The organism is Blastococcus sp. TF02A-30, assembly GCF_003319185.1.
Classification (GTDB): domain Bacteria; phylum Actinomycetota; class Actinomycetes; order Mycobacteriales; family Geodermatophilaceae; genus Blastococcus.
In genome coordinates, this window is sequence record NZ_QOHJ01000005.1 from 163,956 (window position 1) to 184,096 (window position 20,141).

At 74.1% G+C, this 20,141-nt stretch carries 18 protein-coding genes; 10 read left to right on the forward strand and 8 right to left on the reverse strand.

The features are described 5' to 3' along the window. Nucleotides 1–32: 32 nt before the first annotated feature. Together glgB and DQ241_RS12620 are read left to right on the forward strand one after the other, a co-directional pair. Entirely contained in the window at nt 33–2,888 is a 2,856-nt protein-coding gene (glgB, locus tag DQ241_RS12615) for a 1,4-alpha-glucan branching protein GlgB (RefSeq protein ID WP_199584487.1), read from the forward strand. A 29-nt stretch (nt 2,889–2,917) separates the two neighbouring features. Then, nucleotides 2,918–4,300, forward strand: a complete 1,383-nt coding sequence (locus DQ241_RS12620) for a neutral zinc metallopeptidase (RefSeq protein WP_233492404.1) — start codon at nt 2,918–2,920, stop codon at nt 4,298–4,300. 7 nt (nt 4,301–4,307) lie between these two features. Here the strand turns inward: DQ241_RS12620 and DQ241_RS12625 are convergent, their stop codons facing one another. Genes DQ241_RS12625 through DQ241_RS12640 form a run of 4 tightly spaced genes read right to left on the reverse strand, consistent with a single transcriptional unit; the run spans nt 4,308 to nt 7,940 of the window. Further along, nucleotides 4,308–5,270, reverse strand: coding sequence for a tetratricopeptide repeat protein (locus DQ241_RS12625; RefSeq protein WP_113830785.1), 963 nt, complete (start codon nt 5,268–5,270; stop codon nt 4,308–4,310). Between the two features lie 46 nt (nt 5,271–5,316). Then, nucleotides 5,317–5,676: a VOC family protein gene (locus tag DQ241_RS12630; protein ID WP_113830559.1), complete on the reverse strand. Its 360-nt coding sequence runs from the start codon at nt 5,674–5,676 to the stop codon at nt 5,317–5,319. A 25-nt stretch (nt 5,677–5,701) separates the two neighbouring features. After that, nucleotides 5,702–7,381: a methylmalonyl-CoA mutase gene (locus tag DQ241_RS12635; RefSeq protein WP_113830560.1), complete on the reverse strand. Its 1,680-nt coding sequence runs from the start codon at nt 7,379–7,381 to the stop codon at nt 5,702–5,704. A gap of 22 nt (nt 7,382–7,403) precedes the next feature. Next, a complete protein-coding gene (locus DQ241_RS12640; RefSeq protein ID WP_113830561.1) occupies nt 7,404–7,940 on the reverse strand; it encodes a MarR family winged helix-turn-helix transcriptional regulator in 537 nt (178 codons plus the stop codon). Nucleotides 7,941–8,089: 149 nt separating this feature from the next. Here DQ241_RS12640 and DQ241_RS12645 point away from each other — a divergent pair, with 149 nt between their 5' ends. Beyond that, the gene (locus tag DQ241_RS12645) at nt 8,090–8,983 is read left to right on the forward strand and encodes an endonuclease domain-containing protein (protein ID WP_113830786.1); all 894 of its coding nucleotides are present in this window, start codon (nt 8,090–8,092) and stop codon (nt 8,981–8,983) included. Between the two features lie 358 nt (nt 8,984–9,341). Continuing rightward, the gene (locus DQ241_RS12650) at nt 9,342–9,848 is read left to right on the forward strand and encodes a C40 family peptidase (RefSeq protein ID WP_233492405.1); all 507 of its coding nucleotides are present in this window, start codon (nt 9,342–9,344) and stop codon (nt 9,846–9,848) included. Between the two features lie 20 nt (nt 9,849–9,868). Here DQ241_RS12650 and DQ241_RS12655 read toward each other — a convergent pair whose 3' ends face one another. Further along, nucleotides 9,869–11,347 (reverse strand): NAD(P)/FAD-dependent oxidoreductase, encoded by a 1,479-nt coding sequence (locus tag DQ241_RS12655; protein WP_113830563.1) that lies wholly within the window; start codon nt 11,345–11,347, stop codon nt 9,869–9,871. A 127-nt stretch (nt 11,348–11,474) separates the two neighbouring features. Between DQ241_RS12655 and DQ241_RS12660 the strand changes: the two genes are divergently transcribed. Further along, nucleotides 11,475–11,957 carry a hypothetical protein gene (locus DQ241_RS12660; RefSeq protein WP_113830564.1) on the forward strand — a complete coding sequence of 161 codons (483 nt, stop codon included), beginning with the start codon at nt 11,475–11,477 and terminating at the stop codon, nt 11,955–11,957. After that, nucleotides 11,954–12,841 carry an MFS transporter permease gene (locus tag DQ241_RS12665; RefSeq protein ID WP_113830565.1) on the forward strand — a complete coding sequence of 296 codons (888 nt, stop codon included), beginning with the start codon at nt 11,954–11,956 and terminating at the stop codon, nt 12,839–12,841. Before DQ241_RS12660 ends, DQ241_RS12665 begins: the two co-directional genes overlap by 4 nt. Here DQ241_RS12665 and meaB read toward each other — a convergent pair. Together meaB and DQ241_RS12675 are read right to left on the reverse strand one after the other, a co-directional pair. Further along, nucleotides 12,805–13,830, reverse strand: a complete 1,026-nt coding sequence (gene meaB / locus DQ241_RS12670; protein WP_113830566.1) for a methylmalonyl Co-A mutase-associated GTPase MeaB — start codon at nt 13,828–13,830, stop codon at nt 12,805–12,807. The two genes, DQ241_RS12665 and meaB, sit on opposite strands and share 37 nt — an antisense overlap. Then, complete coding sequence (locus DQ241_RS12675; RefSeq protein ID WP_113830567.1) at nt 13,827–15,017, reverse strand: acetyl-CoA C-acetyltransferase; 1,191 nt, start codon at nt 15,015–15,017, stop codon at nt 13,827–13,829. Before DQ241_RS12675 ends, meaB begins: the two co-directional genes overlap by 4 nt. 210 nt (nt 15,018–15,227) lie before the next feature. Between DQ241_RS12675 and mce the strand changes: the two genes are divergently transcribed. The 4 genes from mce to DQ241_RS20600 all read left to right on the forward strand — a co-directional run bounded on the left by mce (nt 15,228) and on the right by DQ241_RS20600 (nt 19,839). Continuing rightward, nucleotides 15,228–15,692, forward strand: a complete 465-nt coding sequence (gene mce, locus DQ241_RS12680; RefSeq protein ID WP_113830568.1) for a methylmalonyl-CoA epimerase — start codon at nt 15,228–15,230, stop codon at nt 15,690–15,692. Between the two features lie 76 nt (nt 15,693–15,768). Further along, nucleotides 15,769–17,100 (forward strand): crotonyl-CoA carboxylase/reductase, encoded by a 1,332-nt coding sequence (gene ccrA, locus DQ241_RS12685; RefSeq protein ID WP_113830569.1) that lies wholly within the window; start codon nt 15,769–15,771, stop codon nt 17,098–17,100. 160 nt (nt 17,101–17,260) lie between these two features. Then, nucleotides 17,261–18,436, forward strand: coding sequence for a hypothetical protein (locus tag DQ241_RS12690; RefSeq protein WP_113830570.1), 1,176 nt, complete (start codon nt 17,261–17,263; stop codon nt 18,434–18,436). Nucleotides 18,437–18,522: 86 nt separating this feature from the next. Beyond that, complete coding sequence (locus DQ241_RS20600) at nt 18,523–19,839, forward strand: class F sortase (RefSeq protein ID WP_158545926.1); 1,317 nt, start codon at nt 18,523–18,525, stop codon at nt 19,837–19,839. Here the strand turns inward: DQ241_RS20600 and DQ241_RS12705 are convergent. Continuing rightward, nucleotides 19,836–20,141 carry a hypothetical protein gene (locus DQ241_RS12705; protein ID WP_113830571.1) on the reverse strand — a complete coding sequence of 102 codons (306 nt, stop codon included), beginning with the start codon at nt 20,139–20,141 and terminating at the stop codon, nt 19,836–19,838. The two genes, DQ241_RS20600 and DQ241_RS12705, sit on opposite strands and share 4 nt — an antisense overlap.

The following is a 20,141-nucleotide window of genomic DNA, read 5'->3' on the forward strand; positions in this document are numbered from 1 at the left end:
CGAGCACACGGCACCCAGAGGACGGCGAGACGATGACGAGCGAAGACCGGAACGGACCGGTGGCCGGCAAGGACGAGCTGCAGCGCGCCGTGGAGCAGCGAGTGGCCGAGGCCGAGGCGGCGGCGGGCACGGAGCCGGTCGTCAACGCGCCGGCGAAGAAGACCGCGCGCAAGGCGGCGGCCAAGAAGGCGCCCGCCAAGAAGGCCGCCCCGGCCAAGGCGGCCGCCCCCGCGGCGAAGCGCACGAGCAAGCGCGCGACCGCGAAGAAGGCCGCCTCCGGCGGCAACGTCGCCGACCCGGCCGAGACCACGACCACCGCGGAGCAGGACAGCACCGCCTCCACCGCGCCCGAGGGTGGCCCCACGACCGTGCCGCCGGTCATCGCGCCGGCCCCCATCGCCGAGCCCGGCGACGGGACCGGCACGCCCGCCGGGCCGCCGGAGGCGCCGGACCCCGACCCGGCGAAGCCCAGCGCACCCCAGGCACCCGAGGACGCCGTCGCCACGGAGAACCCGACCGTGGCCCCCGCCCCCATCGCGGAGCCGGGCGACGGGACGGGCGCACCGGCCGGCCCCCCGGAGCCGCCGGACCCCGACCCCGCCGCGCCCAGCACCCCGCAGGCGCCAGAGGACCGCCCCGCCGAGGATGGTGCGTCCGCCGGCCAGGGCACGCGCAAGGTCACCGACGACGAGCTGCGGGCCATCGTCGAGGGCTGGTCGCACGACCCGCACGGCATCCTGGGCGCGCACGAGTCCGGCGAGGGCTGGGTGGTGCGCACCCTGCGCCCCGACGCCGTCTCCGTCGCCGTCGTCGACCAGGACGGCACCCGGTACGAGGCCACCCGGCTGCACGAGGGCGGCATCTACGAGGCGTCTCTCCCCCGGCAGCCCGGCGACTACCGCATCGACGTCGCCTACCCCGACGGGCAGGGCGGTTCGACCAGCTACACCGTCGACGACCCCTACCGCTGGCTGCCCACCCTCGGCCCGCTCGACGAGCACCTCATCCGCGAGGGCCGGCACGAGCGGCTGTGGGAGGTGCTCGGCGCGCACGTGCGCCGGTACGACACCCCCGGTGGGCCGGTCGAGGGCGTCTCGTTCGCCGTGTGGGCGCCGGCCGCCCGCGGCGTGAAGGTCACCGGCGACTTCGACTACTGGGAGGCCCGCGCCTACCCGATGCGCTCGCTGGGCTCCTCCGGCGTCTGGGAGATCTTCATCCCCGGCGTGCAGGTGGGCAGCCGGTACCGGTACCACGTGCTGGGCGCCGACGGCACCTGGCGGGAGAAGTCCGACCCGCTGGCCTTCGCCACCGAGGTGCCGCCGCTGAACGCCTCCGTGGTCACCGAGTCCACCCACGAGTGGAGCGACGACGCCTGGCTGGCCGAGCGGACCCGCGGCGGTTGGCACGAGCGGCCGATGAGCGTGTACGAGGTGCACGCCGGTTCGTGGCGGCAGGGTCTGTCCTACCGCGAGATGGCCGACGAGCTGGTCGACTACGTCTCGGCCGCCGGCTTCACGCACATCGAGTTCATGCCGCTGGCCGAGCACCCGTTCGGCGGCTCCTGGGGCTACCAGGTCACCTCGTACTACGCGCCGACCTCGCGCTTCGGCAGCCCCGACGACCTGCGCTACCTGATCGACCGCGCCCACCAGGCCGGCATCGGCGTCATCGTCGACTGGGTCCCCGCGCACTTCCCCAAGGACGAGTGGGCGCTGGCCCGCTTCGACGGCACCCCGCTGTACGAGCACGGCGACCCGCGCCGCGGCGAGCAGCTCGACTGGGGGACCTACGTCTTCGACTTCGGCCGCTCCGAGGTGCGCAACTTCCTCGTCGCGAACGCGCTGTACTGGGCCAAGGAGTTCCACGTCGACGGCATCCGCGTGGACGCCGTCGCCTCGATGCTCTACCTGGACTACTCGCGTTCCGAGTGGCTGCCCAACAAGTACGGCGGCCGGGAGAACCTCGAGGCGGTCGCGTTCCTGCAGGAGTTCAACGCGACGATCTACCGCGAGGTCCCGGGCGTGGTCACCATCGCCGAGGAGTCCACGGCCTGGCCCGGCGTCACCCGCCCCACCCACCTGGGCGGCCTGGGCTTCGGGTTCAAGTGGAACATGGGCTGGATGCACGACTCGCTCGCCTACGTCGAGCGCGAGCCGGTGTACCGCAGCTACCACCACGGCCAGCTGACGTTCTCGATGCACTACGCCTACTCCGAGAACTACGTGCTGCCGATCAGCCACGACGAGGTCGTCTACGGCAAGGGCTCGCTGCTGCGGAAGATGCCGGGCGACCGGTGGCAGCAGCTGGCCAACCTGCGCGCCTACCTGGCCTACATGTGGGCCCACCCCGGCAAGCAGCTGCTGTTCATGGGCTCGGAGTTCGCGCAGGACTCCGAGTGGGCCGAGAGCCGCTCGCTGGACTGGTGGCACCTCGACGACCCCGCGCACCGCGGCGTCCTGCAGCTGGTCACCGACCTCAACGCCCGCTACAAGGAGCTGGACGCTCTCTGGTCGCTGGACGTCGAGCCCTCGGGCTTCCAGTGGATCGACGCCAACGACGCCTCGGGCAACGTGCTGTCGTTCCTCCGGTACGGGGCGGCCCCGGCGACCACGGGTGACGACGACGGCGAGGCCGCTCCCGCGGAGGGCTCGGCGCTGGCCTGCGTCGTCAACTTCTCCGGCTCCCCGCACCACGAGTACCGGATCGGCCTGCCGCGGCCGGGGCACTGGCGCGAGGTGCTCAACACCGACGCCGAGGGCTACGGCGGCTCCGGTGTGGGCAACTACGGCGGCATCGAGGCGGTCGCGGAACCGTGGCACGGCCAGCCGTACTCGGCCACGGTCTCGGCGCCTCCGCTGGGTACCGTCTGGTTCCAGCACGAGGGCTGAACCGGGCGGGTGCACGGGCCGGGGGGACGATGAACGGACAGCGGCGCCGACGGTGGGCGGTCCTGCCGGCGTTGCTGGCGATGCTCACCCTGCCCGCGTGCTCGATCGTGGTCGTGGGCCAGGCCAGCCCGGCGCAGCCGCCGGTCACCGACGTCGGCGGCGGTGAGCTCACCGTCGTCGGCGCCACCGACGACGCGGTGGACATCCTGGCCCGCAACGCCCTGGCCGACCTCGAGGACTTCTGGACCGAGCAGCTGCCCGAGGTCTTCGGGCAGCAGTGGTCACCGCTGGAGGGCGGCTACTTCAGCGTCGACCCGGGCAACGCCGACCCGGCGGTCTACCCGGACGGCATCGGCTGCGGCAGCGACCCCTCGGAGGTGGAGGACAACGCGTTCTACTGCCTCGACCCGTCGGCGCCGCACTCGGACTCGATCAGCTACGACCGCACCTTCCTGGCCGAGCTGGGCGAGGAGTTCGGCCGGTTCATCCCGGCCCTGGTGATGTCCCACGAGTTCGGCCACGCCGTGCAGGCGCGGGTCGGTTCGCCGGGGGCGTCGATCCTCGCCGAGACCCAGGCCGACTGCCTGGCCGGCACCTGGACGCGGTGGGTGGCCGACGGGCAGGCCGAGCACTCGACGCTGCGCACCCCCGAGCTCGACGAGCTGCTGCGCGGGTACCTCCTGCTGCGCGACCCGGTGGGCACCGACATCAACGCGCAGGAGGCGCACGGCTCCTACTTCGACCGGGTGTCGGCGTTCCAGGAGGGCTTCGACAGCGGCGCCGAGGCGTGCCGCGACAACTTCGGCGTGGACCGGGTGCTCACCCAGAACGAGTTCTCGCCCGGCGAGCAGTTCACCGGCGGCAACGCCAGCTACCCCGACCTGCTGGACATCGTCGACCGCTCGCTCCCGGAGGCGTTCGAGCCGGCGTTCGACCAGGTCTTCGGCGCACCCTTCGACGCCCCCGCGATCGAGCCCTTCGACGGGGAGGCGCCCGGGTGCGCCACCGATCCGGGCCAGGACCTGGTCTACTGCGCCGACGACCGGGTCGTCGGGTTCGACGAGACCGACCTCGCGCCGGATGCCTACGAGCTCGGTGACTTCGCCCTGGCCACGGCCATCGCGCTGCCGTACGGCCTGGCGGTGCGCGACCAGCTGGGCCTGTCCACCGACGACCAGGACGCCGTCCGCTCGGCCGTCTGCCTGAGCGGCTGGTACGCCTTCCAGGTCTACGACCAGCAGACCAGCGTCGGCATCTCCCCCGGGGACGTGGACGAGAGCGTGCAGTTCCTGCTCACCTTCGGCGACGACCCGTCGGTCGTGCCGGCGGTCGGCCTCACCGGCTTCCAGCTCGTCGACCTGTTCCGCAACGGGTTCGTCGAGGGGCTGCCTGCCTGCGACGTCGGGGCCTGAGGACCGCTCAGAAGAGGGCCATCATGAGGGCCCGGCGGGCGGCACCGACCCGGGGGTCCTCGTCGCCGACGACGGCGAAGAGCTCGACCAGGTGCTGGCGCGCCCGGTCGCGGTCCTCCCCCGCGGTGCGACGGACCACGTCGAGCAGCCGCTCGAACGCCGCCTCGATGTTGCCGGTGCCCAGCAGGAAGTCGGCCGCGCGGGTCTGCGCGGCGACGTCGTCCGGGTTCGCGTCGGCCACGGCCAGCGCGTCGGGGCCGGCCTCCTCGGCCCGGCGGAACAGCTGCACCTGGCGCAGGGCGATGCCGGCGTCGGGGTGGTCGGGCTCCTCGGCCAGGATCGCCTGGTAGGCGGCCTCGGCGGCGGCCAGGTCCCCGCGCTCCAGCGCCGCCTCCGCGGCGTCCAGCCGGGGGTCCTCGGCCGGCTCGGGCTCGCCTTCGCCGGGCACCGCTCCTCCGGTGGTGGCGCGGACCAGCTCGGTGACGAACTGCCGGGCCTGGTCCTCGGGGATCGCACCGGTGAACTCCGCGACCAGCTGCCCCTGCCACACGGCCTTCACCGCGGGGATGCCCTGGACCCGCAGGCCCTGGGCGAGCGCCGGGTTCGCGTCCACGTCGACCTTGGCGAGCACCCAGGAGCCACCGCCCTCGGCGGCCAGCCGCTCGAGCACCGGCGACAGCTGCTTGCAGGGCCCGCACCACTCCGCCCACAGGTCGAGGACGACCGGGACCTGGAAGGACCGGTCGAGCACCTCGGTCTGGAAGGTGGCCTCGGTGACGTCGACGACGGCGCTCCCGGGGGCGCCGGCCGGGGCCGCGGGGCTCGGCGGCGGTGCCGCCTGCGCCCGCGCGGCGGCCTCCGAGCGGGCCTTCACGGCGGCGAGGTCGACGGCGCCGGCCATCGCGGCGGCCATCTGCGCCTGCTGGGCCTGCGCCCGCGGGTCGGGGCGTCCGGGACGGGTGGGCTGCATGCCCCCGATCATCCCACCGCGGGTCCGGGCGTGTCGGGGGCGGCCCTCAGGCCTCCGCCCAGACCCCGAGCTCGTTGCCGCCCGGGTCGGTGAAGTGGAACCGGCGCCCGCCCGGGAACTCGTACGGCCCGGCGGTGACCCGCCCGCCGGCCGCCTCGACCGCGGCCACCGTGGCGTCGAGGTCGTCGGAGAACAGCAGCACGAGCGGGCCGCCGGGCTTCGGCGGCTCGGCGTCCAGCCGCAGGCCGCCGACCTCGCCGTCCCCGCTCCGGATGCCGGCGTAGCCCGGCCCGTAGTCGGTGAACTCCCACCCGAACGCCTCGGCGTAGAAGCGCTCGGCCTCGGCCAGGTCGGGGACGGTCAGCTCGACGTAGTCGATCGCGTGGTGCCGGTGGGTATCAGCCATGCGGGCATGCTGCCCGGTGGGTACGTCAGAAACGGGCGGGCTCGGTGTAGGTGCCCCACTCGGCGCGCAGCGCGTCGCAGATCTCGCCGAGGCTCGCCTCGGCGCGGACGGCGTCGAGCATCGCGGGAACCATGTTGGCCTCGGTCCGGCCGACCTCGACCATCCGCGCCACGGCGGCGCGGGCGGCGTCGTCGTCCCGCTGCTGCCGGCGCTGGGCGAGCTCGGCCTTCTGGTCGATCTCGACCTGGTGGCTGACGCGCAGGATCTCCAGGGTGTCGGCGGCGTCGCCGGAGCCGGTGAGCGTGTTGACGCCGACGACCTTCTTGTCCCCCTTCTCCAGAGCGCGCTGGTAGACGAAGGCGGCCTCGGCGATCTCGCCGGTGAACCAGCCCTCCTCGATGCCGCGCAGGATGCCGCTGGTCATCGTGCCGTCGGTGCCCATGTCGCGGATGCGGGCGAAGATCGCCTCGGCCTGCCGCTCGAGCTCGTCGGTGAGCGCCTCGACGTACCAGGAGCCGCCGAGCGGGTCGGCGACGTTGGCCACCCCGGTCTCCTCGGCGATGACCTGCTGGGTGCGCAGCGCGATCTGCGCGGCCTTGGCGCTGGGCAGCGCGAGCACCTCGTCGAGGGCGTTGGTGTGCAGGCTCTGGGTGCCGCCGAGCACCGCGGCGAGGGCCTCCACCGCCGTCCGGACGATGTTGTTGTCCGGCTGCTGGGCGGTCAGCGAGACACCGGCGGTCTGGGTGTGGAAGCGCAGCTGCTGCGCCTTCTCGGTCGTCGCGCCGTAGACGTCGCGCAGCCAGCGGGCCCAGATGCGGCGCGCGGCGCGGAACTTGGCGATCTCCTCGAAGAAGTCGATGTGCGCGTCGAAGAAGAACGACAGACCGGGCGCGAACTGCTCGATGTCCAGGCCGCGAGACAGGCCGAGCTCCACGTAGGCGAAGCCGTCGGCGAGGGTGAAGGCGAGCTCCTGCGCGGCGGTCGAACCGGCCTCGCGGATGTGGTAGCCGGAGACGCTGATCGGCTTGTACGCCGGGATGTTCTCGGCGCAGTACTCCATGAGGTCGCCGATCAGGCGCAGGTGCGGCTCGGGGGCGAACAGCCACTCCTTCTGCGCGATGTACTCCTTGAAGATGTCGGTCTGCAGCGTGCCGTTGAGCTTCCCGACGTCGGCGCCCTGGCGCTCGGCGGCCACCAGGTACATGCAGAAGACCGGGACGGCGGGCCCGCTGATCGTCATCGACGTCGTCGTCGCCTCGAGGTCGATGCCGTCGAACAGCACGTCCATGTCGGCGGCGGTGTCGACGGCGACGCCGCAGTGGCCGACCTCGCCGAGCGCCCGCGGGTCGTCGGAGTCGCGGCCCATGAGGGTGGGCATGTCGAAGGCGACCGACAGCCCGCCGCCGCCCTCGGCCAGGATCATCTTGTAGCGCTCGTTGGTCTGCCGGGCGTTGCCGAAGCCGGCGAACTGCCGGATGGTCCACGCCCGTCCGCGGTAGCCGGTGGCGTGCAGGCCACGGGTGAACGGGAACTCGCCGGGATAGCCGATCCGGTCGAACCCGGGGACCGCCGACTCGTCAGCCGGTCCGTAGACCGGCGCCACCTCGACGCCCGACAGCGTCGTGAAGTCCGCGTCGCGGACCTTCCCGCCCGCGAGCGCCGCGTCGTACCGCTGCTGCCACCGCTGCCCGGCGTCCTGTCCCATGACGGGATAGTAGGACGTCCAACTATCCCCGGTCGAGCGTTCCGGCCGGATCCGCGTCGGCCACGTCCCCCGCCCCCAGCCGCACCCGCTTGAGGACGTCGAAGAGCAGGTGCTGGTCGGCCTCGGGCAGGTCGCCCAGGCCGAACTCCAGCTCGGTGAGCGCCGCCGTCGCCGTCGTGACCACCTGCCGGCCGGCGTCGGTGATTGAGGCCAGCACGCCACGGCCATCGGCCGGGTTCGGGCGCCGGTCGACGTAGCCGGCGGCGACCAGCCGGTCGATGGCGTTGGTGACGCTGGTCGGGTGCACCATCAGCCGGCTGCCGATCACCTTCAGCGGGAGCTCACCGGTGCGGCTGAAGGTGAGCAGCACCAGCACCTCGTACCGGGCGAAGGTGAGCCGGTGCGGCTTGAGCACCTCGTCGAAGCGGGCCAGCAGGATCTGCTGGACGCGGAAGACGCTGGTCGCGGCACGCATCGCCGCGGCCGGGCCGAAGCGCTGCTCCCACGTCTCCCCCGCGCGCTCGATCGGGTCGAACGGCAGCCCCAGCGGTCGGACCATGCGCCCGACGCTACCGGCGCCGCCCTCCGCCACCGAGACATGCGCGGGGCCGGTGTCCCGCACGAGTGATGGCGGCCTCGCGCGCATCTCGCCCCCGCGCCTGTGGACGCCGCCGGCGCCACCGCCGCGGGGTGGGCCACAGTGCCCCGGTGCCGCCGGCCCCACACCGCCCCCACCAGCTGTCCGGCGCCCTCTTCCGGGGTTCGGCGGTCATCGAGGACGGCCTGCTCACCCGGCACCAGCTGCAGAGCAGCGCATGGCGCCGGCTGTTCCCGGACGTCTACGCGGACGCCCGGCTCCCGGTCACGCACGCGCTCCGAGCCCGGGCCGCCCTGCGGCACCTCCACCCAGGAGCGGTCGCTGCGGGGCGTACGGCCGCCGTGCTCTGGGGCATCGACCTCGCCGGCCCGCAGGACGACGTCGAGGTGGTGCTGCCCGCCGGGTCACGCGCTCGCCCCGTGCCAGGGCTGCGGATCACCCGCCGCCACCTCCACCGGGACGACGTCGTCAGCCGGCAGGGCCTGCGCACGACGAGCGCCGTCCGCACCGCCGTGGACCTCGCGCGCACCCGACCGCTGCAGGAGGCTGTGATCGCGGTCGACCGGTTCCTCCTCCCGGGGACCGCACTCATCACGGACGTCCGCTCGGCCGCCGCCGCTCTGACGGGACGAGACTGCCGGTACGTGCGGGAGGTCGTGGGGCGGGCGGACGGACTCGCCGGGTCCCCGCAGGAAACCCGGCTCCGCCTGCTGGTGCACAGCTCGGGACTCCCTGCACCCGTGGCGCAGCACCCGATCCGCCGGAACGGCCGCTTCGTGGCTCGGGTGGACTTCGCATGGCCAGAGCTGCGCGTGGCCCTGGAGTACGACGGCGCGTGGCACGGGGAACCCGGTCAGTTCGCCCGGGACCGAGAACGCCTGAACCGGCTGACGGCCGCCGGGTGGGTTGTGGTCTTCGTGACGGCACGGGATCTCCGGGATCCCGAGCGGCTCATCACGCGTCTGGCCGAGGTGCTCGCCTCGAGATCTGCACTGCACCGGTGACCGGCCCGTCGGTCAGCGGCGCAGTGCACATCTCGGCGTCGGGCGACGAGAGTGACGCGGCTCACATCGCTGCCGGTATTCCCAGTGCCGGCGCGACATGTCGCCTCGTCGACTCCTCGACCTGTCGACTCTCCTGTTGAGGGCGCCCCGGGGCCTTCCTAGCCTGGAACGGCCGACCGGGTGGTCGTCGCCCGACGAGGGTGGCCCCGGATCGGTACCGCCGCAGCCGCCGGAGCGGTGCGCCCCCGAGAGGGCCCGCCCGGCTCGCGAGCCGCCCGCACGCACACCCAGCCCCCGCGCCGAGGTGTGCCGCGCCGTGCCCGCGCCGCGGCGGGCGAACGGAAGGAGAGCCGCCTCCATGGCGACCACTCGCCCGCACAGCCTCCACCGCCGCACGGCCGCCGGCCTGCTCACCGGCGCCGCGGCCACCCTGGCCTTCACCCTCACCCCCGGCGCCGTCGGCACCGCCGCGGCCGCGGAGCCCACGCCCGCCGCCACCACGCAGGCCGCCCCCACCCCGGCGTCGCAGGCCGCCGTCGACGCCGCCCGTTCGCAGGTCGGCAAGGCCTACGCCTACGGGGGCAACGGCCCCGACGCCTACGACTGCTCGGGGCTGACCAGCTACGCCTACCGCTCCGCCGGCATCGAGCTGCCGCGGCGCAGCGCCGACCAGGCGACGGTCGGCACCCCCGTGGCTCGGGCCGACCTGCAGCCCGGGGACCTGGTCTTCTACTACGAGCCGATCAGCCACGTGGGCATCTACGTCGGCGACGGCCAGATCGTGCACGCCGGCACCGAGTCCACCGGCGTCGAGTACACGACCGTGGACATGGCCGGTTACAACACCGCCCGCCGCATCGCCTAGGACGGCGCGCTGCGCCCGGCTCAGCCCAGGGCCGGGCGCAGCGGCGGGATCTCCCGCACGCCGAAGACGTCGCGCAGCGCGGTCCGCGCGGCCAGGTCACCGCACATGCCGTGGACGGCCGGACCGGGCGGGGTCGCGGCCGACGCCATGTACACGCCCTCCACCGGCGTCCGGTAGGTGTTCCACCGCGGGACCGGGCGGGCCAGCATCTGGCGCAGCGTCGCCTGGCCGTTGGAGATGTCGCCGCCGAGGTAGCTCGGGTTCCACTGCTCCATCTGGACGGCGGTCTTCGTGGCCCGCGCGACGATCGTGTCCTTGAAGCCGGGCGCGAACCGCTCGATCTGGTCCTCGATGGGCCCGGTCATGTCGACGTCGGCACCGTGCGGCACGTGCACGTAGGCCCAGAAGATGTGCCCGCCCTCGGGTGCCCGCGTCGGGTCGGGCACGGTCGGCTGGACGGCGAGCACGTACGGCCGGTCGGTGATCCGGCCCTCGTTGGGCGCCCGCTCCCCGGCGATCGTCTCATCGAGGTCACCGGCGACGTGGATGGTCCCGGCGCGGCGCACGTCCGGGTTGGCCCACGGCACCGGCTCCGAGAGGATCCAGTCGATCTTGAAGACGCCGGCGCCGTGTTCGTAGCGCCGCACCCACCGGCGGTAGCCCTCGTTGAGCCGGTCCCCCGCCATCGCGACGAAGTCCTCGGGCGCGGTGTCGAGCAGCACGGCCGGCACGCCCTCGAACTCGCGCAGGTCGGTCACCCGGTGGCCGGTGACCACCTCGCCACCCTGCTCCTCGAGGGCGGTCACCATGGCGTCGGCGAGCTTCTGCGACCCGCCCTCGATCAGCGGCCACCCGACGTGGTGGGACAGCATCGCCAGCAGCATCCCGAGCGCGGAGGTCAGCGGCTGGGTGAGGTCGAGCATCCCGTGCGCGGCCGCGCCGCCTATGAGCGCCCGGCCCTCCTCGGTGTCGAAGTACCGGTGCGACAGCCAGCGCACGTTGGGCAAGCCGGTCAGGGCGAACTTCGTCACCTGGGCGACGCTCTTCGTCGGCAGCGAGCGCAGCCGGCTCGACAGGAAGAAGTCGACGACGTCGGTGCCGTGCTCGACCAGCGGCCCGAACAGCCGGCGGTAGGCGTCCGCGTCCGCGCCGAGCCCGGCCGCCGTCGCGTCCAGCGAGCGGTGCGACAGGGCGGCCCGGCCCCCGTCCAGCGGGTGGGCGAAGTTGATGTCGGGGTGGACGAACCGGACACCGCGGCTCTCCGGGTCGAACTCCCGGAAGAACGGCGCCGCGACGGCCATCGGCTGGACGGTGGAGCAGACGTCGTGGTGGAACCCGGGGCGGATCAGCTCCTCGGTGCGCATGCCGCCACCCGGGCGCTCCCCGGCGTCCACCACCTGCACCCGGAGGCCGGCGGCGGACAGCCGCAGCGCCGCGGCGAGGCCGTTGGGACCCGCACCGACGACGACGGCATCCGGTCGACCGGCGGGTGCGCTCACCTGGCGATCCTCACGAGGGCCCGGAGGATCCGCAAGTTCCGGGGCCGGTGAGTCGACGTGGGGCACCTGGGGCGGGTCGTGCGCGCGCCCCTGTCGGACCGTGCCGGGCCGGATCTAGCCTGCGCCCGTGCACCAGCTCTCACCTGCGGCCGCGGCGGACGTCGTCCGGCTGACGCCGGCGGCACGCCGCCGGCGGCTGGCCGGTGTCGCCGTCGTCCTGGCCCTGCTGCTCGCCGGAACGCTCTGGGGCGACGACGACGAGTTCCCGTTCGGCCCGTTCCGCATGTACTCGACGCGCAACGACCCCAACACCCCCGTGATCTCCACCCGCGCCGTGGGGCTGACCGCCGCGGGTGAGGAGATCAAGCTCTCCGGGGGCCAGGTCGGGCTGCGCCGCGCGGAGTTCGAGGGGCAGATCCACCGCATACGGGAGCACCCCGAGCTCCTGGGCCTGCTGGCCGACGCCTTCGAGGAGGCGCACCCCTCGGCCCCGGAGCTGGTGTCGGTGCGCGTGGTGCACCGCCGCCTGGAGCTGGCCGACGGACGGCCGACCGGCGGCTACACCGACCGCGTCGTCGTCCAGCACGACCTGGAGGACGGGGACCGATGAGCACCGCCGCACCGACCGCACCGCCGGGCAGCCGCCGCTGGTGGTTCCAGCCCGTGCCGCTGGCGCGGGTCGCGGTCTTCCGGGTGATCGCCTACCTGTTCATCCTGGTCGACGTCTTCCTCACCACGGCCTGGGTCCGCGCGCACGCCGACGTGCCGACCGAGTGGTACCAACCGTTGCTGATCGGCCGGCTGCTGCACCTCCCGACGCCGACGCACGCAGTGGTGACCGTCGTGATGTGGGCGCTGGTCGTCACCTCGGTCGCCGCGGCCACGGGCCGGGCTCCGCGGCTGCTGGGCGCGGCCGTGTTCGTGCTCTACGCGGAGTGGATGGTCATCGCGATGAGCTACGGCAAGGTCGACCACGACCGGATCGCCTTCCTCGTCGCGCTCGCCGTGCTGCCGACCGTGGGCCGGGCCCGCTTCCGCGACCGCCGGTCGTCGGAGGCCGCCGGTTGGGCGATGGCGGCGATCTTCGTCGCCGTCATGCTCACCTACTTCCTCGCCGCCTGGGCCAAGGTGCGCTTCGGCGGGTGGGACTGGCCGACCGGGTCGACGTTGACCCGCGCGGTGCTGCGCCGCGGCACCGACCTGGCCGACTGGACGGTCGACGTCCCGGGCCTGCTGCCGACCGCGCAGTGGGCCATCCTGGTCCTGGAGTTCGCCGCCCCGCTCATGCTGTTCGTGCGCAGCGACCGGGCGCGGATCGCCCTGGTCGTCTTCCTGCTGGGTTTCCACGTGATGACCTACGCCGGGGTGCAGATCATCTTCCTGCCGCACTGCGTCGCGGTCCTGTCGATCGCGCCCTGGGAGCGGCTGGTCGAGCGGGTCCGGCGCCGGCCGGTGGTTCAGAGCTGGGCGACGAGCTCGTCGGCAGCCACGTAGGGGTCGGTCTCGCCCGCCACCACCCGCTCGGCCAGGGTCGCGAGCGCGGCGGAGCCGTGCACGTCACCCAGCCGGGCGCGCAGCGCAGCCAGGGCGATCGCCTCGATCTCGCGGGCCGCCCGCTCGGTGCGACGGCGGTGCCCCTCGCCCGAGGACTCCAGCCACTGCCGGTGCTCCTCGACCTTCGCCAGCACCTCGTCGATCCCGTTGTCGGTGTCGCGCGCCGCCACGGTGCGGCAGATCGGCGGCCGCCAGGAGCCGGCCTCGGAGTGCCGGCCGCCGAGCGACTGCATGTACCGCAGGTCGCGGACGGTCTGGTCGGCGCCGTCGCGGTCGGCCTTGTTGACGACGAAGACGTCGGCCACCTCGAGGATCCCGGCCTTGGCCGCCTGGATGCCGTCACCCATGCCCGGGGCGACGAGCACCAGCGTGGTGTCGGCCAGCGAGGCGATCTCCAGCTCGGACTGCCCGACGCCCACGGTCTCGATGAGCACGACGTCGCAGCCGGCGGCGTCGAGCACGCGCAGCGCCTGGGGCGTGGCCCAGGACAGCCCGCCCAGGTGCCCGCGCGAGGCCATCGACCGGATGTAGACCCCGCCGTCGCCGGCGTGGTCCTGCATCCGCACCCGGTCGCCGAGCAGCGCGCCGCCGGAGAACGGCGACGACGGGTCGACCGCGAGGACGCCGACGCGCTTGCCGGCCGCCCGCAGCGCCCGCACGAGCGCCGTCGTCGTCGTCGACTTGCCGACGCCCGGGGACCCGGTGAGCCCGAGCACCTGCGCGTTGCCGGTGTGCGGCGCCAGAGCGGCCGCCACCTCGCGCAGGGCGGGGCTGGCGTCCTCCACGAGCGAGATCAGCCGGGCCACCGAGCGGGCGTCGCCCTCCCGGGCGCCGGCGACCAGCGCGGGGACGTCGACAGCGCGCCGGCCCCGGCGCCCGCGGGGGGCTTCCGGGGCCGGCGCCTGGACGGCGGTGCCGTCCGACGTCACGCCTGGGCGGGGACGTGCAGGATCAGCGCGTCGCCCTGGCCACCGCCACCGCACAGCGCGGCGGCGCCGACACCGCCACCGCGGCGGCGCAGCTCCAGCGCCACGTCGAGCACGACGCGGGCACCGCTCATGCCGACCGGGTGGCCCAGGGCGATGGCGCCGCCGTTCGGGTTCACCTTCTCCGGGTCGATGCCGAGCTCGCGGGTGGAGACGATGGCCACCGCGGCGAAGGCCTCGTTCAGCTCGACCAGGTCGAGGTCCTTCGGGTCGATGCCCTCGCGCTCGCAGGCCTTCTGGATGGCCCGGGACGGCTGGGACTGCAGGGTCGCGTCCGGGCCGGCGACGACGCCGTGCGCGCCGATCTCGGCGATCGGGGTGATGCCCAGCTCAGCGGCCTTCTCCGCGCTCATGACGACGACCGCGCAGGCGCCGTCCGAGATCTGCGAGGCGGTGCCGGCGGTGATCGTGCCGTCCTTGGCGAAGGCCGGCTTCAGCTTGGCCAGGCTCTCGGCCGTGGTGTCGGGCCGGATCCCCTCGTCCTCGGTGAACTCGATCGGGTCGCCCTTGCGCTGCGGGATGAGGACCGGCGCGATGGCCTCGGCGAAGATGCCGTCCTTGTGCGCCCGCGCCGCCTTCTGGTGGCTGCCCGCGGCGAACTCGTCCTGCTCCTCGCGGGTCAGGTCGTAGCGGCTGTTGGCCTGCTCGGTCAGCACGCCCATCGCGACCTGGTCGAAGGTGTCGGAGAGCCCGTCGTGGGCCATCGCGTCGACGAGCTTGGTGTCGCCGTACTTGGTGCCGGTGCGCGAGTTCGCCAGCAGGTGCGGCGCCTGGGTCATCGACTCCATGCCCCCGGCGACGACGACGTCGTACTCGCCGGCGCGGATGAGCTGGTCGGCCAGGGCGATCGCGTTGAGGCCGGAGAGGCACACCTTGTTGATGGTCAGCGAGGGCACGGACATGGGGATGCCCGCGGCGACCGCGGCCGGGCGAGCCGGGTTCTGGCCGGCTCCGGCCTGGATGACCTGACCCATGATCACGTAGTCGACCTGGTCACCGGAGATGCCGGCCCGCTCGAGCGCGGCCTTGATGGCGACGCCGCCGAGGTCGGCCGCCGAGAAGTCCTTGAGGGAGCCGAGGAGCCGGCCCATCGGGGTGCGGGCGCCGCTGACGATGACGGAGCGGGACATGCTGCCTCCAGTGCCGGGCCGCCGTCGTTGGCGGGCCCCGTTGTCGGGTCGCACCGCGGCGGGGAACCGGCGCGGCGTCGGGCCTTCCCGGAAGGATAAATCCGCGCCCCGACGTGCGGCAGGGCCAGATCTGTGGTCGCGGTCACGCCCGACGGGTGAAGACCGCCACTCCGGCTGTCGTCATGGACGTCTGTTCGGCACCATGCCCTCGTGACCACCACCGACGCCGATCACACCGCCGCCGGCCTGCCCGCGGGCCTGTTCACCACCATCGACCACGTCGGCATCGCCGTCCCGGACCTGGACGAGGCGATCGCCTTCTACGCCGAGAAGTACGGCGTGCGCTCCGTGCACGAGGAGACCAACGAGGAGCAGGGCGTCCGCGAGGCGATGCTCGCCGTCGGCGACGGCGACACCCGCATCCAGCTGCTCGCCCCGCTGACGCCGGAGTCGACGATCGCGAAGTTCATCGGCCGCTCCGGTCCGGGCCTGCAGCAGCTGGCCTTCCGCGTCGACGACGTCGAGGCGGTCAGCGCGACCCTGCGCGAGCGCGGCCTCCGGCTGCTCTACGACACCCCCAAGCGCGGGACGTCGGACAGCCGGGTCAACTTCATCCACCCGAAGGACGCCGGCGGGGTCCTCGTGGAGCTGGTCCAGCCGGCCGCTGGGCACTGATCGCTACCCACCAGTAACATCCGGCCGACGCACCGCCGTACCGCCCTACCGAGCCAAAGAAGACCCGGGAGCACGCGTGAACGAGATCAGGGACGCCATCCTCGCCGACCAGCTGGACGCCATCGGCGGTCTGGCCGTGCCGGAGTCCTACCGCGCCGTGGTGGTGCGCAAGGACGAGCAGGACATGTTCCAGGGGATGCCCACCAAGGAGAAGGACCCCCGCAAGTCGCTGCACGTCCAGGAGGTCGCCACCCCGGAGCTCGGCCCGGGCGAGGCGATCGTCGCCGTCATGGCCTCGTCGGTGAACTACAACACCGTCTGGACGTCGATCTTCGAGCCGGTGTCCACGTTCGGCTTCCTCGAGCGCTACGGCAAGGTCTCCGAGCTGACCAAGCGGCACGACCTGCCGTACCACATCGTGGGCTCCGACCTGGCCGGCGTCGTGCTGCGCGTGGGCCCCGGCGTGAACAAGTGGAAGCCCGGTGACGAGGTCGTCGCGCACTGCCTCTCGGTGGAGCTCGAGGACCCCGCGGGCCACGACGACACGATGATGGACCCGCAGCAGCGGATCTGGGGTTTCGAGACCAACTTCGGCGGCCTCGCCGAGATGGCCCTGGTCAAGAGCAACCAGCTCATGCCCAAGCCGGCCCACCTCTCCTGGGAGGAGGCTGCCGCACCCGGCCTGGTGAACTCCACCGCCTACCGGCAGCTGGTCAGCAAGAACGGCGCGGCGATGAAGCAGGGCGACACCGTGCTCATCTGGGGCGCGTCCGGCGGCCTGGGCTCCTACGCCACCCAGATGGCGCTCAACGGCGGCGCCATCCCGGTGTGCGTGGTCAGCAGCCCGGAGAAGGCCGAGATCGTCCGCAAGATGGGCGCCGAGCTGGTCATCGACCGTTCCGCCGAGCAGTACAGGTTCTGGAAGGACGAGAACACCCAGGACCCCAAGGAGTGGCAGCGCCTCGGCAAGAAGATCCGCGAGCTGACCGGCGGTGAGGACGTCGACATCGTCTTCGAGCACCCGGGCCGCGAGACCTTCGGCGCCAGCGTCTACGTCGCCAAGAAGGGCGGCACCGTGGTCACCTGCGCGTCGACCACCGGCTACATGCACCAGTACGACAACCGGTACCTCTGGATGAACCTCAAGAAGATCCTGAGCTCCCACTTCGCCAACTACAAGGAGGCGTGGGAGGCCAACCGGCTCATCGACAAGGGGCTCATCCACCCGACCCTGTCGAAGGTCTACCCCATGGACGAGGTCGGCCAGGCCGCCCTCGACGTCCACCGCAACGCCCACCAGGGCAAGGTCGGCGTGCTGACCCTCTCCCCCGAGGAGGGGCTGGGCGTCAAGGACGCCGAGAAGCGCGCGAAGCACGTCGACGCCATCAACCGCTTCCGCGGCGTCTGAACCGCGGCACCCGGTCGCGAGGGCCCGGCTCCCCCAGGGGAGCCGGGCCCTCGTGCGTCCGGCAGCGCCGCGTCGTGGCCCACGGGACGTCCGGGACGCTTGGGATCCGGGTCCTCCCGACACGCTGACGCACGGTTCCCGCGTCTGCGAGGATGGCGGCATGAGCGACCCCCGCCACGAACTGCCGATGCACGAGGCGCAGCACTCGTTCGACGTCGTCCTCCGGGGATACGACCGCAACCAGGTGGCCGAGACGATCGAGCGGCTCGAGGCCGACTTCCGCATCGCCCTCGCCGACCGCGACGCCGCCGTCTCCCGCACCGCCGACCTCGCCTCGCAGCTGTCGGCCATGCACGGCGAGATCGAGGCGCTGCGCCGCAAGGCCGCGACCGCCTCCGCCCCCACCTTCGAGAACATCAGCGAGCGCATCCAGCACATGCTGCAGCTCGCCGAGGAGGAGGCGGCCGAGATCCGCCGCGCCGCCGAGGTGGACGCCCAGGCGGTGCGCGAGCAGACCGCCGCCGAGGAGCGCGCGCTGCTGGAGCGGCACGCCGCCGCGCAGGCCGAGGTGGAGCGCATGATCGCCGAGGCCCGGCAGAACGCCGAGCAGATCATGCAGAAGGCCCAGCAGCGCGCCGACGAGCTCGTGGCCAAGGCCCAGGAGCGGGTCGCCCGCCTCGACGCCGAGTCGCAGGCCCGCCGGGCGAAGGTCGAGGAGGACTTCGACATCGCCCAGCGCGCCCGCCGTGCCGAGGCCGCCCGCGTCGAGGAGGAGCGCGAGCGCGTCTCCACGCAGGCCGCCCGCCAGCGGATCGCCGCCGCCGAGCAGCAGGCCGCCCAGCTCATCGCCGAGGGCGAGGCGAAGGCCGAGGCCATCCGCGACGTCCGGGACGAGCTGACCGGCCGGCTCATCCAGGCCCGCCGTCTGCTCGACAACCTGCCCGACCTCGGCGACCGCCCGCAGCAGGCACCGGCCGCCCGCGAGCCGGAGCAGCGGGAGCCCGAGCGCCGCCCGCAGCCGACGCCGCGCACCGGCACCTCCGCCGCGGCGGAGACCACCGCCCCGACCGCCGCGGCTCCGGAGGCCACGCCGGCGCCCGCCGCCCCGGCGGCCGAGGACAGCGGCACCACGGCCCCCTCCGCCCCGGCCGTGGAGACCACCGCCCCGGCGCAGCAGCCCACCCGCGCTGCCGGCGAGCAGGCCGCGGCGCAGCAGCCCACCCGCACGGAGACCAACCCGCCGACCCGCCAGCTGCCGATGCCCCCGCGCACCGGCGCCACCACCGGGCCGAGCACGCAGGCGATCGACGCTCCCGTCGGGCAGGGTCGTTCCTGAACCCAGCGCACGCTCGGCCGGCAGCCCGCACGTGCCGCGACCGCACGGTCCGGACGACGTGCGGGCTGCTGGCCGTCGCGCTGGTCGTGCTCACCCTCGGCTGGGCCGCGCCCGCCGGGGCGGCGGAGACCGGGCGGCTGCGGGTGGTCCACCTCTCCCCCGACACCCCGGCCGTCGACGTCGCGCTCACCCCGGCACCGGCGACCGGCCCCGCGGTGGACGCCGGGCCCGACCTCGCCACCGGTCTGGCCTACGGGGACGCCGGCGGGTACCGCGACCTGGCACCGGGCGCCTACGCGCTCAGCGTGCGCGCGGCCGGCGCCCCGTCCAGTAGCCCTCCCGTGCTGTCCACCCGCGTCGAGGTCCCGGCCGGCACTGCCCGCACCGTCGCGCTGAGCGGCCGGTTCGAGTCGATCGCGCTCACCGCCCTCGCCGACGACCTGAGCGCCCCCGGACCGGGAGCGGCCCGGGTGCGCGTCCTCGCGGCCGCGGGCTCGGCAGCGCAGCTGGACGCCGAGCTCTCCGGCGGCCCTCCGCTGGCCGCGGACCTGCCCTTCGCCACCGCGGGAGCCTGGATCGAGGTGCCGGCCGGCACCTCGACCGTGCGGGTCACCGCGGGCACGGCGGTGGCCGAGCTGGCACTGGACCTCCGGCCCGGCAGCGTGGTCACGGTGCTCGCGCTGGACGCGCCGGAGGGCGCCGGCCTGGCGCTCCGTGCCCTTCCCGACGCCGTCGCGCCCGCCGTCGTGCCGGTGGGTGGCGTGGAGGCGGGCGGAGGGAGCGGGCAGCCCGCCGTCCTGCTGACCGGCGCGCTGGTCGTCGCCGGCCTGGCCCTCGGCCGGCGGCACCCCGCCCGGCTGGCCGCCGCCGTCGTCCTCGCGGCCGCGCTGCTCCCCGGCACCTCTCCCGCCCTCCCCCGGCCCGCGGACGTCGCGGCCGCGGCCAGCAGCCCGGCGGTGGCCGTGGCGGCGCCCGTGCGGCTACGGGTCCCCGCCGCCGGGGTGGATGCCGCCGTCCCCGCCACCGGCGTCGACGGCGCGGGCGCGCTCGTGGTGCCCGCCGACCCGGCGGTCGCCGGCTGGCACGCCGGTGGTCCGGCGCCGGGTGGTCAGGGGCCGGCCGTGCTGGCCGGGCACGTCGACTGGGCCGGCCGGCCGACGGTGTTCGCGCGGCTGGACCGGCTCGTGCCAGGTGACGAGGTGCTGGTCGATCGCGCCGACGGGACGACCGTGCGCTTCGTCGTCACCGCCGTCGACCGGTACGCCAAGGACGCCTTCCCCACGACCGCTGTCTACGGCGCCACCCCCGGGCCCGAGCTGCGGCTGATCACCTGCGGCGGCGCCTTCGACCGGGTGGCCGGCAGCTACGAGGACAACCTGGTCGTCTCCGCCCGAGCCGGCTAGCGACGGCGGTCGCGGGCCCGCCAGCAGGTGGTGTGCCAGTGCCGGCGCCGGTCGGCGGCGCTGTCGGTGTCCCAGGGGTCGAGGTCGGAGTCCCGGGCGTAGGCCGGCCAGCTCACCACGTGCGGTGTCCCCGGCCGGATCTCCTGGTCGCAGCCGGGGCACCGGTAGGTCTTACCGGTGGCCGAGCCGGTGAGGGGGCGCACCACCCAGTCGCCGTCGGCGGCCTCCTCGACCGTCTCCGCGCGACGCGCCGGCTCCCGGCCCTGCGGGCGGGAGCCGGCGCGCGGACGGCGACGGGGCAC

What these genes read in the sequence shown, in the direction of transcription:
- glgB (WP_199584487.1), top strand. Translation starts at nt 33, where the DNA reads ATGACGAGCGAAGACCGGAACGGACCGGTGGCCGGCAAGGACGAGCTG.
- DQ241_RS12620 (WP_233492404.1), top strand. Translation starts at nt 2,918, where the DNA reads ATGAACGGACAGCGGCGCCGACGGTGGGCGGTCCTGCCGGCGTTGCTG.
- DQ241_RS12625 (WP_113830785.1), bottom strand. Translation starts at nt 5,270, where the DNA reads ATGCAGCCCACCCGTCCCGGACGCCCCGACCCGCGGGCGCAGGCCCAG.
- DQ241_RS12630 (WP_113830559.1), bottom strand. Translation starts at nt 5,676, where the DNA reads ATGGCTGATACCCACCGGCACCACGCGATCGACTACGTCGAGCTGACC.
- DQ241_RS12635 (WP_113830560.1), bottom strand. Translation starts at nt 7,381, where the DNA reads ATGGGACAGGACGCCGGGCAGCGGTGGCAGCAGCGGTACGACGCGGCG.
- DQ241_RS12640 (WP_113830561.1), bottom strand. Translation starts at nt 7,940, where the DNA reads ATGGTCCGACCGCTGGGGCTGCCGTTCGACCCGATCGAGCGCGCGGGG.
- DQ241_RS12650 (WP_233492405.1), top strand. Translation starts at nt 9,342, where the DNA reads ATGGCGACCACTCGCCCGCACAGCCTCCACCGCCGCACGGCCGCCGGC.
- DQ241_RS12665 (WP_113830565.1), top strand. Translation starts at nt 11,954, where the DNA reads ATGAGCACCGCCGCACCGACCGCACCGCCGGGCAGCCGCCGCTGGTGG.
- DQ241_RS12675 (WP_113830567.1), bottom strand. Translation starts at nt 15,017, where the DNA reads ATGTCCCGCTCCGTCATCGTCAGCGGCGCCCGCACCCCGATGGGCCGG.
- DQ241_RS12690 (WP_113830570.1), top strand. Translation starts at nt 17,261, where the DNA reads ATGAGCGACCCCCGCCACGAACTGCCGATGCACGAGGCGCAGCACTCG.